This window comes from Stenotrophomonas sp. MYb57, from assembly GCF_002966815.1.
Taxonomy (GTDB): domain Bacteria; phylum Pseudomonadota; class Gammaproteobacteria; order Xanthomonadales; family Xanthomonadaceae; genus Stenotrophomonas; species Stenotrophomonas indicatrix.
This window is the reverse complement of the sequence record NZ_CP023271.1, coordinates 2,640,234-2,655,203: the sequence shown is the minus strand read 5'-3', so window position 1 is coordinate 2,655,203 and position 14,970 is coordinate 2,640,234. Positions and strand designations below refer to the sequence as shown.

The following is a 14,970-nucleotide window of genomic DNA, read 5'->3' as shown; positions in this document are numbered from 1 at the left end:
GTTGTCCTCTGGCGCTCACCCCATCACATACCGCAGTACACCCGCCGATACCACGCCGATCAGCACCGTTGGCAGCATCGACAGCCGCGTGGCCGCAAGCAACGTGATCGCCAGTGCGGCCAGATCGGCCGGCTTGTCGGCCACGAAATCCGGGGCGATCACCGAGATCAGCACGCAGCCCGGGGCGGCTTCCATCACCGTCACCGCGCGCTTGCTCAGGGTGCGGTTGCGCAGCGCGAGGAAACCGATGATGCGGGTGAGATAGGTGGCGGCGGCCATCAGGATGATGGTCAGCACCGAGGTCCAGTGGATCAGTCCGTTGAAGATCATGCGGCGTCCTCGGCCAGCAGCCACGCAGCGGCCAGACCGGCCAGCGCGCCGCTGGCGACGTACCAGGCGCCGGGCACCAGCAGGTAGGTGCCCGCTGCCACCACCAGGCTGACCAGCCATGGCCGGGCGGCGCGCATGCCTTGCCACATGCCGCGCAGCAACACCAGGAACACGGCGGGGAAGGCCATGTCGAAGCCGTAGGCGTGGATGTCACCGAGCAGTGGGCCGACGATCGCGCCCAGCGCGGTGCACAGCACCCACACGGTGTACAGGCCGGCCGACACGCCGAGGTAGTAGGACAGGCTGAAGCCCAGTGCGCGCCGGCGCGCATCGGCCACGCCCAGTGCCCAGCTTTCATCGCACATGAAGAACAGCGCCGGCAGCACGCGACGGCGCGGCAGGTGCTGCAGCAACGGCGCCAGGCTGGCACCCATCAACAGGTGGCGGCTGTTGACCAGCGCGGTGATCGCTACGATCAGCGCGATGTGTGGCGGCGAAGTCCACAGTTCGACCGCGGCGAATTCAGAGCCACCGGCAAAGTTGAGGCCGGTCATCAGCGGCACTTCCAGCGCCGACAGGCCCTTCTGGGCGGCCTGGGCACCGAGCACCAGGGCGAAAGGAATGAAGCCGATCATCACCGGCACGGCGGCGCGCAGGCCGCGCAGGAATTCGGCGCGCGGTGCGGTGTCGCACGCGGGATCAGGCAGGGGCAGGGTGGTTCGGGCGTCCATGGATCAACAACGGGTGGGGGTGGCCCATGCTAACGGTCCGATCACGAAATCGGGTTGCGTTGATGCCATTGAGTCGACGGAATGTGGAATATCATGCGGTCATCAGCCTGATGGGTGAAATTTCATGCAGTACCAGCTCGACAACCTGGATCGCCGCATCCTCGACGCCCTGCAGCGCGATGGTCGCCTGCAGAACCTGGAGCTTTCGCGACAGGTGGGGCTGTCGCCGTCCGCCTGCCTGCGCCGGGTCCGCCTGCTGGAAGAGGGCGGCTACATCGATCGCTACGTGGCCCTGCTCAACGCGGCGAGGATCGGGCGTGGGTTCACGGTGTTCGTCCGCGTATGGCTGCGCGGCCAGGACGAAGACACCACCAACCACTTCATCAACAGCATCAAGTCCTTCCCGGAAGTGCTTGAATGCCATCTGATGGCGGGCGACTGCGACTTCCTGCTGCGGGTGGCGGTGGCCGACCTTGATGCGTACCGGCAGTTCCAGATACAGCACCTCAACCGGATCGCCGGGGTGCAGAACACCAAGACCGAAATCCCCATGCAGCGGATCAAGCAGACCACTGAACTGCCGGTCTGAACGGCCCGGCGCGTCCCCTGCGCGCCGCCGTCATCGCAATGACACGTGACGCCGCTACGGTTTGACCCGCTTGCCGGCCGTGCGCAGGTCGACCCGCCTGGTCGCACCGCGCTTTGCCGCTGCAGCTGATGTCGCTGCCGAGGGTCATGTGTTCTACGTCAGGGGGCTGAATGGACAGCATGCGATCAGACGTTGGAGGGTGGCGGCCGCCGCCGGGTTGCTGTTCGCCTTCGCTGCCGCCGCACAGGACGACATCCGCGCCTATGACATTCCCGCGCAGCCGCTGGAACAGGCGGTCGAGCGCTTCAGCGTCGTCAGCGGCTGGTCGGTGATGTATCCCGGCGACCTCGGCACGGGCCGCAGCAGCCATCCGCTGCAGGCCAGCCTGCCGCCACTGCAGGCGCTGCAGGTGGTGCTGCAGGATACCGGTGTCGAGGCCGAGCTGATCGGCGCGCAGCGCGTGGTCCTGCGCCGCGCCGCACGCGCCGCTGCCGAGGCCTCTGCGACCGGTGTGGCCAACGACCTCGGGCAGCGTCGCCGCTTCGGTGACCTGCAGCAGCGGCTGCGCACTGCGTTCTGTGGCGACCCTGACCTTGCACCGGGCGCCTATGCGGCGACGCTGCGCTTCCGCATTGCCAACGACGGCCAGGTGCAGGAACCCGAACTGCTTGCCGGCAGCGGCAGCACCCGCCGCGATGCGCGTCTTCTGCAGGCGATGCAGGCGCTGCGGCTGGACGCCGATGCTGCCGCGCTGCCGCAGCCGGTGACCCTGCAGATCCGTCCTTCCAGCGCGGGCCACGACTGTGGCCGGCGCCCGCCCCAACCATGACGTCAAGGAATCGAACATGAGCAACAGCACGGCTGGGGCGGTAGACCTGATGGACCATCTGCTGGGCGCGTACGACGAACTGAAGCGCCGCCTGGTGCGCAAGCTGGGCTCGGAAGAGCTGGCCGGCGACGCGCTGCAGGACACCTGGATGCGCCTGAGCACGCGTCGCGATCGCCTGGACCCGGTACAGAACCCAGCGGCGTACCTGCTGCGCATGGCGATGAACACCGTGATCGACCGCCAGCGCGCCGACCATCGCCTGCTGAGCCTGGAAGAAGTGGATACGTTGATGGACATGGCCGATCCCGGCCCGGGGCCGGCACAGGCGGCCGAGCAGGAGATGGCGCTGGAAGACATGGCCGGCCTGCTGCAGCGGATGCCCGAGCGCCGCCGCCGGATACTGCTGGCGATCCGCGTGGACGGCCTGCAGCAGCGCGATGTGGCCGAGCACCTGGGCGTGTCGTTGCGGCTGGTGCAGCGTGAGCTGAAAGCCGCACAGGATTACCTGGCCGAACGCAGCGGGCAGGGACGGCAGGTGCGGTTCTGAGGCACGGCATCCGTCTACACTTTGACGCCGAGCAGAACCCCGCAGCGTGCGGGGACGGCAAGAGCCCTCATGGACGCTGACGACCAACCGCACCGCCCGCTCGACGCCGTGGAGCACCAGGCCCACGCGTGGGTGGTACGGTTGACCTCGGGCGAAGCCACTGCGGCCGATGCCAGGAAATTCCGCCAATGGTGCGAGGCCGATCCCGGCCATCGGCACGCCTTTGCGCGCGCGAAGCGGCAATGGGAGCAGGTACGCCTGGCCGGTGAGCAGCTGCCTGCCGCTGCGCGCCAGCCGCAGCCTGCAACCCCGGCACAACGCTGGAGCCGGCGTGCATTCCTGGGTGCGGCTGTGGCAGCGCCGGCGAGCCTGGCCGTGGTGGCCGCGCTGCACCCACCGCTGGGCCTGTGGCCTTCGGTGACGGCGATGACCGCCGATTTCCATACCGGTACCGGCGAGCGGCTGCAGATTGCGCCGACGCCGCACCTGAAGATCGAACTGGATACGCAGAGCAGCCTGCGCCGGCGCAGTGATGCCCAGGGGGAAGGCTTCGAACTGGTGCAGGGACAGGCGGCGATCGAGGCCGCGGCGGGAGCGCGCCTGGCGCTGTTCGCCGGGCCGGGTTGCCTGGTGGCCGACGAGGGCGCAGCACGCCTGGATGTGCGCAATACCGATGGCCAGGTGCGCGTGACCTGCCTGCGCGGCAGCGTGCGCATCGAGCATCCGCAAGGTCGCCTGCAGCTGCAGGCCGGCCAGCAGACGGTGTATGACGAGCGCCTCAGTGGCGTGGTGGCCGAAGCCGTGGCGGCCGAAGTCAGCGCCTGGACAGAAGGCATGCTGGTGTTCCGCCGCGCGCCACTGCGTGAGGTGGTGGCCGAGATCAACCGCTACCGGCGCGGCAAGGTGCTGCTGGGCGAATCCGCATTGGCGCGGGCGCCGGTCAGCGGTCGCTTCCGCATTGATGATCCGGATGCCGCACTGGAGCAGCTCGGGCAGACGCTGTCACTCGGCCTGCGTCGCTTTCCCGGTGGAATTGCCGTCTTGGGGTAAGACCCTGGCTGCGCGCGACGCGCACGCCCGCTGCATGCATGGAGAGGCCAAGGATGCGCAACGAGACCATCGGTGTGTTGGATCTGCGCCGCAATCTGTCGGCGCTGCTGGAAACCACCCAGCGGCGGCCGTTGATGGTGCACCGCTATGGCGCGCCGTGGGTATGCGTGGTGTCCGACCCGCAGTGGCGGCAGCAGGCGGTGCTGCTGGAGTTCGAGCCACAGGACCATCCGTTGGCGATGCTGCTGCGGTTGCAGCGGCAGGCGCTGCCACTTTCGGAATCGGGAATGCTGCCTGCTGCTGCATTGGCACGTGCCTTGTTGCTGATGGCCATGCACGGCATCGAGGGTCTGGCGGCACTTCACGATCACGTGCGCTACCACCGGTTGTGGCACTGGTTCGTGGCCGCCAGCGATGCGCAGATGGAGGGATGGCAGCTGCCACTGCTGCAGGCGACGACGGCGGCGCTGCTGGATGACGCGGACGCGATGCACGCGCTGGCGGCATTCGCGCAGCGCAGCGACGTTGCCGTGCTGGCCCGGCGGTGTGGCGGAGAGGCGCCGCGCCTGGACCTGCAAGCCTGCAGGCGGATGACGTTGCGGTGACATTCCCGCGATGCTGCCACGCACTGCTCAACATCGCATTCGTGCTGTCGCTTCGGCTGCCTTGCTGACGTCTTCTGCAGAGTACGACGCTCCCGCGTCGCGGAGCGCAGGCGACGCCGATGAACGACAGTCGCAGGATCAGCATGCTGGAGCTGGACCGCCACCTGAGCCAGTCGCTGGAGCAGGCGCGGCACGCCCCAGTGAATGTGCAGCGCTATGGGCAGCCGTGGGTGTGGATGCTGTCCAGCGATGCCTGGGCCGATGCGGCAAGGTGGTCAGCGCTGGATGTCAGCGGCCATCCGTTGATGCTGCTGCGGCAGGCGCTGGACGCATGCCTGCAGCCGTGGCCTGAAGCGGCCTTGGCCACGCTTGCGCAGGAGAGCGCGGAGGTGCGCATGGTGCAGCGTGCGGTGCTGCTGATCGCGCTGTGCGCCCCTGGCAGCGTGCAGCGCCTGCACGACGATCTTCGCTATCACCAGGTGTACCGGCAATTCATCGGCTTCGATCATGGCATGGCCTGGTCGCCCCTGCAGTGCATGCGCCTGCTGCAGGCGTGTGCCGCGCCACTGCTGCAGCGCTGCGTGGAGGAAACGCTTGCGCGCGTTCCGTCGTCGCTGCTGGACGCTGCCTGCGTGGGGAATGCGCGCCGTGTGGGTGATCGGCTGCAGGAACGGCCGATTTCCGCAGGATGTTTATCGTACTGACACATGCGCCGCTGACCATGGGGCGGCGGTCTCTTCCAGGATGATGAGGGCGGAACAATGGCAATGCAGATGGGTGGTCGCAGGGCTCGGCAGCAGGGCTTCAGCCTGATCGAGATCATGGTGGTGGTGGTCATCATCGGCATTCTGGCTGCACTGATCGTGCCCCGGCTGATGGATCGCCCCGACCAGGCCCGCGTGGTGGCGGCACGCCAGGACATCGCCGCACTGATGCAGGCCATGAAGCTGTACCGGCTGGACAATGGGCGTTACCCCAGTGCCGGGCAGGGGCTGCAGGCGCTGCTGAAACCGCCGCAGGGCAGCGGCGCGATGCCGGTCACGCCGTACCTCGACCGCCTGCCGGATGACCCGTGGGGGCACCCCTACCAGTACCAGAACCCCGGCACGCACGGCGATATCGACGTGTTCTCGCTGGGGGCCGACAGCAAGCCCGGCGGTGAGGCCGGCAACGCGGACATCGGTTCCTGGCAGCTGTGAGGCCGGACAATGGCACGCCGGAACATTCCAGGTGCGTTTGCCCGCCAGCAGGGCATGGCGGTGATCGTGGCGATGCTGGTGGTGGCACTGGTGGCGGTGATCGCCACTGCGCTGCTGACCCGCCAGTCGGCACAGCTGCGTGCGGTACGCAGCGACCAGCTGCGCATGCAGGTACGCATGGCGGTGGACGCCACGCTGGAACGCGCGGCGCAGCAGTTGCGTGACGACGCGCGCGAGCAGTTGACTACCGTTGGCAACGGGCGCTGGGCGCTGCCGGTGCAGCTGCAGGCGCCGCTGCCGGTGCACCTGCAGCTGGTGGACGCGCAGTCGAGGTTCAACCTGCGCACGCTGCTGGCTGACGGCCAGCCTGCCGCAGAGGCACTGCGTGCGTTCACTTCGCTGTGTGTGGGGCAGGGGCTGCCCCGCGCGGCCTGTGCCAGCGCCGCAACGCAGGTCCAGTCGCGCCTGCGCGATGGCGATCGGCAGGCGCGGGCACCGTTGCCGCGTGAGTCGCTGATCGAGCAGGTGCTGGCAGGCGCCGATCCGGTGGCGATACAGGCACTGGCGCGGCGTACGGTGGTGCTGCCAGCGCAGACCCTGGTCAACGCCAATACAGGTGATATCGCCGTACTGCAGGCGGTTGCACCGGGGGTGGATGCCGGGCGCCTGCAGGCGCTGCTGGGCGAGCGCGATCGTGGCCACTGGCTGCTCAACCGCGGTGACATCGCCAACCGGCTGCAGCTGAGCAACGAACAGATGGCGCTGATGCCGCTGGGTATCCACAGCGAGTGGTTCCTGGCGGTTGGGCAGGTACAGGCAGACGGCGCATCGGTGGATTTCCGCGCGTTGATCTGGCGCGAGTTCCGCGACGACAGCGTGCGTGTGCAACGGGTATGGACAAGGATCGGTGCATGAGCCTGCAGCTGAGAGTGCGCCTGCCGGCGCTGGAACGATTGGATGGGGACAGCGCGGTTGAGTGGGCGCAGCTGCACAAGGACCGCGTGCTGGCCACGGGCAGCGACCCTCTGTCGACGCTGGGCCAGCGCTTTCCGCAGGCGAGGGTGCATGCGAGCCTTGACCCGCAGGACCTGATCCTGCTTGAGCTGCAGCTGCCGCCGCTGCCCGGGCGACGCCTGCAGGCGGCCCTGCAGGGTGAAGTGGAAGCGATGCTGCTGGATGATCTGCAGGAGGTGGCGCTGGGCCATGGCACCCAGGCGGCCGATGGCACGGTGGCGGTGGCGTGGCTTGGCCTGCAGGCGATTGCGCGCGTACAGCAGCAGTTGCACGAGTGCGGGCTGCAGTTGCAGGCGCTGCACCCAACGCCCTTGCTGCTGCCGTGGGCGGTCGGGCAGGCCACCCTGCAGCTGTGTGGTGAGCAGGTACTGGTCCGCTGTGGCCGTGATCGTGGCTTCGTGCAGTGGTGCGGTGGGCGTGACCTGGCCTCGGTGATGCAGGTGCTGGCCGTGCGCCTGCAGCAGGCCGGGGTGCAGGCAGTGCAGTGGATCGATGCCGTGCCGCCCGCTTGGGCCGAGCGTCTGCCGGCCAGCGTGCTGACGCAGGCGGTGCAGTGCAGCGGTCCGCTGCCTGGCTGGTCACTGCCGTTGCCGGCCTCGGGTGCGGGTGCGCCACGCGTGGCCATCGGTCTTGCGCTGGCGGCGGCGGTGCTGGCTGCACTGGGCCTGCAACTGCAGGTGTCGCGCTGGCACAGCGAGGGTGAAGCCCTGCAGCATGACATGGCGCGGCAGTTCAGCACGCACTTCCCCGAGATCGACGATGTGGTCGATCCGGTGGTGCAGGCACGGCGGGCACTGGCGGCGCCGGCAGCGCCACGGGCACTTCCTGCCGTGCAGCAGCAGGTTGCCGGCGTGCTGCAGGCCATCCCCGAGTTGGCTGGCCAGGTCCGCAGCCTGCGCTATCAACCGGGCCAGATGGAATTGGAACTGGACGCTGACGCGCAGGTGTTGGCCGAGGACGCGCAACGGCTGGAGCGCTGGCAGCAGGCGATGCAGGCACAAGGGCTGCAGCTTGCGCACGAAGCCGGTGGCCGCTTGCGGATCAGCCGCGGGACTGCTCCGTGACCGCATCGGAACTACGGCCGGCGGGCTTCGTGCGCGGACTGTCGCAGCGTTGGCAGCGGCTGGCGGCGCGCGAGCGCGCGATGCTGCTGTTGATGGCTGTGGCGATAGCGGCGGCCGCACTGTGGCTGGGCTGGCTGCAGCCGCTGCTTAAGCAGCGCAGCCATTGGCAGGCTGAGCTTCCACGGCTGCAGGCGCAGGCGGCTGCACTTGCACCGCTGCTGCGCGCCCGTGAACAGCAGCAGGCGCAAGGCCGGCGGCCGACACTTGCAGGCCTGCGCCAACAGATCACCGCTGCCGGCCTGGCGGGCAGCCTGCATATCGAAACGCGCGACGGGCGCTGGCACCTGCAGGTGCGCAGTGTGCCCGCCGATGCGCTCTGGAACTGGCTGCTGCCCTTGCTGGCCGACCCGGCCATCGAACTGCAGCAACTGCAACTGCAACGAACAGGGGACGCGAACATGCCGGCGGCACGGATTTCCGGAAACATCGTGATGGTCGCCCATGGCGGTGGCCATCCATGAAGGCGATGCGCAGCCTGGGCTGCAGCGCGGCATTGGCACTGGTGGTGGGCCTAGCCCATCTTCCGGCGCCGGTGCAGGCGCAGGACGCCAATGGCGAACCGGTGCAGCTGAACCTGGTGGACACCGATATCGGTGGGGTGCTGCGCATGGCGGCACGCTTCACCGGCCGCCAGTTCCTGGTCGACCCCCGGGTGAGCGGCAAGATGACCGTGGTCTCCGATGGGCCGGTCAGCCGCGTGCAGGCTTACCAGCTGCTGCTGGGTGCATTGCGCATGCGCGGTTTTGCCGTGGTTGAAAGCGGGGGCGTCAGCCGGGTGGTGCCGCAGGCCGATGCCAAGCTGCTGGGCGGCCGCGTTGGTGCCGGTGGCGCGGGCGGCGAAATAGCCACGCGCACGTTTTCCCTGCGCTACGAGAGTGCCGCGGCGCTGGTGGCGGTGCTGCGGCCGATGATCACCGCGGACAATCCGATCACCGCCAACCCCGGCAACAACACGCTGGTCATCACCGACTACGCCGACAACCTGGAGCGCATCGCGCGGGTCATCGCCAGCGTGGATACACCGGCCGGCATGGACACCGACGTGGTGAAGCTGCAGCAGGGCATTGCCGTGGACGTGGCGGCGATGGTCGCACCGCTGCTGGATGCGCAGGGCGCGGAGCCGGCGCAGAAGGTGGTGGTGATGGCCGACCCGCGCAGCAACAGCGTGCTGCTGCGTTCCAGCAGCCCGGGCCGCACGCGCCTGGCGCGGCAGCTGGTGGAGAAGCTGGACAAGGCCCAGGACGAGTCCGGCAACCTGCATGTGGTGTACCTGCGCAACGCCCAGGCCACCCAGCTGGCCGGGGTGCTGCGGGGCGTGGTGGCAGGGCAGAGCGATGCGCCGGCAATGGGCAGCAGCGACGGCATCACTGCATTGCCGGGCGAGACCAGCCGCAATGCCAGCCCGCCGGCGCAGCCTGCACAGGGCAAGAACAAAGGGAATGCGCTGGAATCGCCGCGGCTTGATCCCGGCCGTCGCGAACCGACCGATGCCGGCAGCACCGGCTTCAGCCAGAACGGCATTTCGGTGCAGGCCGACATCGCCACCAACACCTTGCTGATCTCTGCCCCGGAGCCGGTGTACCGCAACCTGCGGCGGGTGATCGACCAGCTGGACCAGCGTCGGGCGCAGGTGCTGGTGGAGAGCCTGATCGTGGAGATCAACCAGACCGACGCCGCCGAGCTGGGCGTGCAATGGATGCTGGGCAACGGCCGCAGCTTCGGTGGCACCCATTTCGGCGGCACCACCGGTGGTAGTGGGCTGAACACCACCGCGCGCACCACGCTCGACGTGCTGCCGAAGGACGGGCTGAACATCGGCGTGATCGACGGCACGATCAACCTGCCGGGCGTGGGCCAGATCCTCAACATGAAGGCGCTGGCCAACGCACTGCAGAGCAAAGGCGGCGCCAACATCCTCTCCACGCCGAACCTGATGACGCTGGACAACGAGGCGGCCAGCATCATGGTCGGGCAGACCGTACCCTTCGTCAGTGGCCGCTATGTGACCGATGGCGGTGGTGGCAGCAACAACCCGTTCCAGACCATCGAACGCGAGGACGTGGGCCTGAAGCTGCGGGTGCGCCCGCAGATTTCCGAGGGCGGCACGGTGAAGCTGGACATCTACCAGGAAGTCAGCAGCATCGATGCGCAGAGCTCGGGCAGCGCCGGCATCATCACCAACAAACGCGCCCTGGATACCAGCGTGCTGCTGGACGATGGCCAGATCATGGTGCTCGGTGGGCTGCTGGAAGACAGCGTCAGTCATGGCCGTGATGCGGTGCCGGGCCTGGGCAAGATTCCAGTGCTGGGCGCACTGTTCCGCAGCGATACGCGCAAGCGGGCCAAGACCAACCTGATGGTGTTCCTGCGCCCGCACGTGGTGCGCGACCCGGCCGCCGGACAGCGCCTGACCCGCGACCGCTACGACTACATGCGCAACGCCCAGGCCGCTGCACAGCCGGTACAGAGCTGGGCGTTGCCGGCACTGTCGGCACCGCAGCTGCCGCCGCAGGACCTGTCGGTGCTGGGCCAGGGCAATGCACGCGATGGCCAGGGCCAGCCGCCGCAGAACGGCAGCCTTGCGGCGTTGTATCCGGCCAGCGAGGGCACTGTGCAGGTGGTGCAGTTCGCGCAGGGGCTGGATGCAGCGCGTGCCACGCAGGCCGTGGCACAGGTGCGCGCGCTTGGCCTGCAGGCCTATGCCGAAACCACGCCGGGCGAAACCGGACAGCGACTGCGGGTGCGGGTAGCACGCGACCCGGCCACGCTCGACCCGGCGCTGCAGCAGCTGCGCGGGCTGGGCTACACCCCGGAACTGGTCATCGGCCCATGAGCATGGCCACGCCGCCGCCAGCGCTGCCGTATGCCTGGGTGCGCAACCACGGCGTGATGCTGGCCGAAGCAGGCGGCGCGCCGGTCCTGCTGGGAACTGCCGAGACCGCCGCCTGGGCGGTGGCCGAACTGCGCCGCCGGCACGGGCCGCTGCCGTTCCAGGTGCTGGATGCGGCGGCCTGGCAGCAGCGGTTGGGCGAGCAGTATCGTGACGGTGGCGATGCCGCTGCACTGGTCGGCGCGGCCGAAAGTGAAGTCGATCTCGACCGGCTGATGCAGGACATGCCCGAGGTGACCGATCTGCTGGATGCACAGGACGACGCGCCGGTGATCCGCATGATCAACGCCCTGCTGGCACAGGCCGCGCGTGACGGTGCAAGCGATCTGCACATCGAACCTTTCGAAACCCATTCGGTGGTGCGCTACCGCGTCGATGGCACCCTGCGTGACATGGTGCAGCCACGACGTGCGTTGCACGCGGCGCTGGTCTCGCGCATCAAGATCATGGCCCACCTGGATATCGCCGAGAAGCGCCTGCCGCAGGATGGGCGCATTGCGATCCGCGTGGGGGGCCGGCCGCTGGATATCCGCGTCTCCACCGTGCCCACCGGGCACGGCGAACGGGCGGTGCTGCGCCTGCTGGAAAAGGATGCCGGGCGGTTGCAGCTGCAACGCCTCGGCATGGCCGACGATACGCTGGCCACCTTCACCGGATTGATCCGCCAGCCGCATGGCATCGTGCTGGTGACCGGGCCGACCGGCAGTGGCAAGACCACATCGCTGTATGCGGCACTGGGGCAGCTCGACAGCAGCACCAGCAACATCCTCACGGTGGAAGACCCGGTGGAGTACGACTTTGCCGGTATCGGCCAGATCCAGGTCAACGCGCGCATCGGCATGAGTTTCGGTACCGCGTTGCGTGCGATCCTGCGCCAGGATCCGGACACCATCATGATCGGTGAGATCCGTGACCTGGAAACGGCGCAGATCGCGGTGCAGTCGTCGCTGACCGGTCACGGCGTGCTGGCATCGCTGCATACCAACGATGCGATTTCGGCGGTGACCCGACTGGCGGACATGGGCGTGGAACCTTTCCTGCTGGCCTCATCGTTGCGTGGCGTGCTGGCGCAGCGGCTGGTGCGCAGGCTGTGCCTGCAGTGCCGGCGTGCCGAAGTGGATGCCGAGGGCCGCACCGTGTGGCGGGCCGTAGGCTGCCCCGCCTGTGCGAACAGCGGCTACCGCGGGCGCACCGGTATCCACGAACTGTTCGTGGTGGATGAGCGCGTGCGGGCACTGATCCATGAAGGGCAGGGCGAACCTGCGCTGCGCGAGGCCGCGCGGCGCGCCGGCATGCGCACCCTGCGCCAGGACGGGCAGCGCTGGGTCGACAGCGGGGTGACTACGCTGGAGGAGATCCTGCGCGTGACCGGCGACGACTGAGGCGCGCATGGCACTGTTCGACTACCAGGCCGCCAACGCACAGGGGCGCATCGAGAAGGGGCAGCTGGACGCCGACAACGCGCGCGGCGTGCGCCAGCAACTGCGCGGGCGTGGGCTGACACCGGTACAGGTATCAGCCGCACGAAGTTCCGGCAGTGGCTGGGGCACGCGCAGACTATCGGCCAGCGAACTGGCCTGGGCCACGCGGCAACTTGCCAGCCTGCTGGCCGCCAGCCTGCCGCTGGAAAGCGCATTGAGCGCCGTGATCGAACAGGCCGAACGCCCGCACGTTGCGCAGGCACTCACTGCGGTGCGTGCCGATGTGCGCGCCGGCCAACGTTTGACCGTGGCGCTGGCGGCGCGGCCGCGCGACTTTCCCGCGATCTATCGTGCCCTGGTGGGTGCCGGCGAGGATTCCGGCGATCTGGCGCGGGTGATGGAGCGCCTGGCCGACTACATCGAAGAGCGCAACGCGCTGCAGGCGAAGGTGCTGACGGCGTTCATCTACCCGGCGGCGATCAGCCTGGTGTCGGTGGCGATCGTGATCTTCCTGCTCAGCTACGTGGTACCCCAGGTAGTGACTGCGTTCGTGCAGGCGCGGCAGACGTTGCCGATGCTGACCCAGGTGATGCTGGCGGCCAGTGCGTTCGTGCGCGCGTGGGGTGCATGGACGGGGATCGGTATCGGCGCGCTGGTGGTCGGCTGGCGGCTGGCCCTGCGGCGGCCGGAGCTGCGCCTGCGCTGGGACAGCCTGCTGCTGCGCGTACCGATGGTGGGCCGCTTCGTGCTGGGCGTGAACAGCGCACGCTTCGCATCGACACTGGCGATCCTGCTTGATGCCGGTGTGCCCTTGCTGCGTGCACTGGACGCCGCACGACAGACACTGGGCAACGCGCTGCTGGCGCGCTGTGCCGATGATGTGGCCGCACGCGTGCGCGAAGGTACTTCGCTTGGCGCTGCGCTGAAGGTGCAGAAAGTGTATCCGCCGATCCTGGTGCATCTGGTGGCCAGTGGCGAGAAGACCGGTTCATTGGCATCGTTGCTCGACCGCGCTGCACAGACCATCTCGCGCGAGATCGAACGCCGCGCGATGGCACTCACTGCATTGCTGGAGCCCACGATGATCCTGGTGATGGGGGGCGTGGTGCTGACCATCGTGCTGGCCGTGCTGATGCCGATCATGGAAATGAACCAGCTGGTGCAGTGATGCGCGAAGCGCATCACGGGTAGCGACGGGCCATGCCCGGCGAGCGCGCAGCGCGGCAGGCGTTCGATTCTCCACACAATCCTCCACACCTTTTCTCGATCTTCCACAGGTTTCTTAAGCGGCCTGTCATCGGCGGCGACCAGCATGTCCCTGTCGCCGCAGAGTGGGCTGGGAGGCCCTCGGCGGCAGCAGGCGTGTAGTGACCGTTCCTCCCTTGGTGTTTCACCTTCGCAGTAAACCCTTCAGGAGAAGATCATGACCAAGTACAAGACCCTGGCCGCGCTGGTTGCTACCGCGCTGCTCGCCACTGCTGGTGCCGCGTCGGCCCAGACCGCTGTCACCGGCGGCGGCGCTTCGCTGCCGGCCGACCTCTACAAGGGCCAGGCCGACAGCATCCTGCCGGCCAACTTCAGCTACGCCGTGACCGGTTCGGGCACCGGCAAGAAGGCCTTCCTGGAAAACAACTCGGCGCTGTTCTCGACCACCGGTACCGTGCATTTCGCCGGCAGCGACTCGGTGCTGAGCAGCACCGAGCTGAGCACCTACAACAGCACCTACAACGTGGCTGGCGATGCCAACCGCTTCGGCGCGCTGGTGCAGATCCCGTCGGTCGCCACCTCGGTCACCATCCCGTTCAACAAGGCCGGTTCGGCGGTTGATCTGTCGGTTACCCAGATCTGCGGCATCTTCTCCGGCAAGATCAATGACTGGAGCCAGCTGGCTGGTTCGGGCCGTACCGGTGCCCTGCAGGTTGTCTACCGTGGCGAGAGCAGCGGTACCAGCGAGCTGCTGGCCCGCTTCCTGACCAGCGCCTGCCAGCCGGCGGACGTCTCCGGCACCACCCTGAAGCTGACCAACGGCGTGCCGGCGTTCTCGGTGCAGTCGACCTTCGCCAACCTGTTCACCACCGTGCCGTCGAACTTCATCGCCGCGCCGGCCACCGGTGGCACCTCGCTGTACAACGCGGTGTACGCCGTTGACGGCCGCATCGGCTACGTTGGCCCGGACGTCATCCCGAGCCTGACCGATGCCACCAAGGTGGCCAAGGTCAAGTCCTTCTCGCCGGATGAAGTGAGCGTGCAGGCGACCCTGGAAACCGCCGCTCCGCCGACCGGCGCCGCTGCTGAAAATCCCGCCAACTGGGTGCCGGTGTTCGGCAACCCGAGCGCGGGCTACCCGATCGCTGGCTACACCAACTTCGTGTTCGGCCAGTGCTACAAGAACGCCACTGTCGGCGCCAACGTCCGTGGCTTCCTGACCCGCCATTACGGCAGTGTCGTGGTCGCCGGCGTCGAGCAGGGCCCGAACGATGCGGCCATCCGCGCGCACAAGTTCATCCCGCTGACCAAGGCCTGGCGTGATGCGGTCCGTGCCCGCTTCGCGACTGCCAGCAATGCTGGCGCCGTGAACAACCCGAGCACCTGCGCCAGCATCGGCCGTCCGCTGTAACTGTCTGCAAGGCGACACCTGCTG

The 14,970-nt window shown here is 68.2% G+C and carries 16 protein-coding genes; 14 read left to right on the top strand and 2 right to left on the bottom strand.

The window, feature by feature from the left end; all coding sequences use genetic code 11:
• Window positions 1–15: 15 nt before the first annotated feature.
• A complete protein-coding gene (locus tag CLM74_RS12180) occupies window positions 16–330 on the bottom strand; it encodes an AzlD family protein (RefSeq protein ID WP_033831264.1) in 315 nt (104 codons plus the stop codon).
• Window positions 327–1,061 (bottom strand): AzlC family ABC transporter permease, encoded by a 735-nt coding sequence (locus CLM74_RS12175; protein WP_033831262.1) that lies wholly within the window; start codon window positions 1,059–1,061, stop codon window positions 327–329. Before CLM74_RS12175 ends, CLM74_RS12180 begins: the two co-directional genes overlap by 4 nt.
• Before the next feature lie 124 nt (window positions 1,062–1,185).
• Here CLM74_RS12175 and CLM74_RS12170 point away from each other — a divergent pair, with 124 nt between their 5' ends.
• From CLM74_RS12170 to CLM74_RS12105, 14 genes are all read left to right on the top strand, one after another.
• On the top strand, window positions 1,186–1,650 hold the full coding sequence (locus CLM74_RS12170) for an Lrp/AsnC family transcriptional regulator (protein WP_025874361.1): 465 nt from the start codon (window positions 1,186–1,188) through the stop codon (window positions 1,648–1,650).
• A gap of 148 nt (window positions 1,651–1,798) precedes the next feature.
• Entirely contained in the window at window positions 1,799–2,479 is a 681-nt protein-coding gene (locus tag CLM74_RS12165) for an STN domain-containing protein (protein WP_032974850.1), read from the top strand.
• 16 nt (window positions 2,480–2,495) lie between these two features.
• Complete coding sequence (locus CLM74_RS12160; protein WP_105165012.1) at window positions 2,496–3,026, top strand: sigma-70 family RNA polymerase sigma factor; 531 nt, start codon at window positions 2,496–2,498, stop codon at window positions 3,024–3,026.
• 69 nt (window positions 3,027–3,095) lie between these two features.
• Complete coding sequence (locus CLM74_RS12155; RefSeq protein ID WP_105164186.1) at window positions 3,096–4,076, top strand: DUF4880 domain-containing protein; 981 nt, start codon at window positions 3,096–3,098, stop codon at window positions 4,074–4,076.
• A gap of 53 nt (window positions 4,077–4,129) precedes the next feature.
• Window positions 4,130–4,681, top strand: a complete 552-nt coding sequence (locus CLM74_RS12150) for a hypothetical protein (protein WP_059064332.1) — start codon at window positions 4,130–4,132, stop codon at window positions 4,679–4,681.
• A gap of 119 nt (window positions 4,682–4,800) precedes the next feature.
• Window positions 4,801–5,385 carry a hypothetical protein gene (locus tag CLM74_RS12145; protein ID WP_105164185.1) on the top strand — a complete coding sequence of 195 codons (585 nt, stop codon included), beginning with the start codon at window positions 4,801–4,803 and terminating at the stop codon, window positions 5,383–5,385.
• A gap of 57 nt (window positions 5,386–5,442) precedes the next feature.
• Window positions 5,443–5,880 (top strand): type II secretion system major pseudopilin GspG, encoded by a 438-nt coding sequence (gspG, locus tag CLM74_RS12140; protein WP_033831258.1) that lies wholly within the window; start codon window positions 5,443–5,445, stop codon window positions 5,878–5,880.
• Window positions 5,881–5,934: 54 nt separating this feature from the next.
• Window positions 5,935–6,795 (top strand): type II secretion system minor pseudopilin GspK, encoded by an 861-nt coding sequence (gene gspK / locus CLM74_RS12135; protein ID WP_105165011.1) that lies wholly within the window; start codon window positions 5,935–5,937, stop codon window positions 6,793–6,795.
• Window positions 6,792–7,958 (top strand): type II secretion system protein GspL, encoded by a 1,167-nt coding sequence (gspL, locus tag CLM74_RS12130; protein WP_105164184.1) that lies wholly within the window; start codon window positions 6,792–6,794, stop codon window positions 7,956–7,958. Before gspK ends, gspL begins: the two co-directional genes overlap by 4 nt.
• Complete coding sequence (gene gspM / locus CLM74_RS12125) at window positions 7,955–8,479, top strand: type II secretion system protein GspM (RefSeq protein WP_234003340.1); 525 nt, start codon at window positions 7,955–7,957, stop codon at window positions 8,477–8,479. The genes gspL and gspM overlap by 4 nt, the downstream gene beginning before the upstream one ends.
• Window positions 8,476–10,851, top strand: coding sequence for a type II secretion system secretin GspD (gspD, locus tag CLM74_RS12120; RefSeq protein WP_105164183.1), 2,376 nt, complete (start codon window positions 8,476–8,478; stop codon window positions 10,849–10,851). The genes gspM and gspD overlap by 4 nt, the downstream gene beginning before the upstream one ends.
• Window positions 10,848–12,290: a type II secretion system ATPase GspE gene (gene gspE, locus CLM74_RS12115; RefSeq protein WP_105164182.1), complete on the top strand. Its 1,443-nt coding sequence runs from the start codon at window positions 10,848–10,850 to the stop codon at window positions 12,288–12,290. The genes gspD and gspE overlap by 4 nt, the downstream gene beginning before the upstream one ends.
• A gap of 7 nt (window positions 12,291–12,297) precedes the next feature.
• A complete protein-coding gene (gene gspF, locus CLM74_RS12110; RefSeq protein ID WP_105164181.1) occupies window positions 12,298–13,497 on the top strand; it encodes a type II secretion system inner membrane protein GspF in 1,200 nt (399 codons plus the stop codon).
• Window positions 13,498–13,752: 255 nt separating this feature from the next.
• Window positions 13,753–14,946: a substrate-binding domain-containing protein gene (locus CLM74_RS12105; RefSeq protein ID WP_025874374.1), complete on the top strand. Its 1,194-nt coding sequence runs from the start codon at window positions 13,753–13,755 to the stop codon at window positions 14,944–14,946.
• The last annotated feature ends 24 nt before the right edge of the window (window positions 14,947–14,970 follow it).

Coding starts and splice junctions, on each gene's coding strand:
- gspD (WP_105164183.1), top strand. CDS start 8,476: ATGAAGGCGATGCGCAGCCTGGGCTGCAGCGCGGCATTGGCACTGGTG.
- gspE (WP_105164182.1), top strand. CDS start 10,848: ATGAGCATGGCCACGCCGCCGCCAGCGCTGCCGTATGCCTGGGTGCGC.
- gspF (WP_105164181.1), top strand. CDS start 12,298: ATGGCACTGTTCGACTACCAGGCCGCCAACGCACAGGGGCGCATCGAG.
- gspL (WP_105164184.1), top strand. CDS start 6,792: ATGAGCCTGCAGCTGAGAGTGCGCCTGCCGGCGCTGGAACGATTGGAT.
- CLM74_RS12150 (WP_059064332.1), top strand. CDS start 4,130: ATGCGCAACGAGACCATCGGTGTGTTGGATCTGCGCCGCAATCTGTCG.
- gspK (WP_105165011.1), top strand. CDS start 5,935: ATGGCGGTGATCGTGGCGATGCTGGTGGTGGCACTGGTGGCGGTGATC.
- CLM74_RS12175 (WP_033831262.1), bottom strand. CDS start 1,061: ATGGACGCCCGAACCACCCTGCCCCTGCCTGATCCCGCGTGCGACACC.
- CLM74_RS12180 (WP_033831264.1), bottom strand. CDS start 330: ATGATCTTCAACGGACTGATCCACTGGACCTCGGTGCTGACCATCATC.
- CLM74_RS12145 (WP_105164185.1), top strand. CDS start 4,801: ATGAACGACAGTCGCAGGATCAGCATGCTGGAGCTGGACCGCCACCTG.
- CLM74_RS12105 (WP_025874374.1), top strand. CDS start 13,753: ATGACCAAGTACAAGACCCTGGCCGCGCTGGTTGCTACCGCGCTGCTC.
- CLM74_RS12170 (WP_025874361.1), top strand. CDS start 1,186: ATGCAGTACCAGCTCGACAACCTGGATCGCCGCATCCTCGACGCCCTG.
- CLM74_RS12160 (WP_105165012.1), top strand. CDS start 2,496: ATGAGCAACAGCACGGCTGGGGCGGTAGACCTGATGGACCATCTGCTG.
- gspG (WP_033831258.1), top strand. CDS start 5,443: ATGGCAATGCAGATGGGTGGTCGCAGGGCTCGGCAGCAGGGCTTCAGC.
- CLM74_RS12155 (WP_105164186.1), top strand. CDS start 3,096: ATGGACGCTGACGACCAACCGCACCGCCCGCTCGACGCCGTGGAGCAC.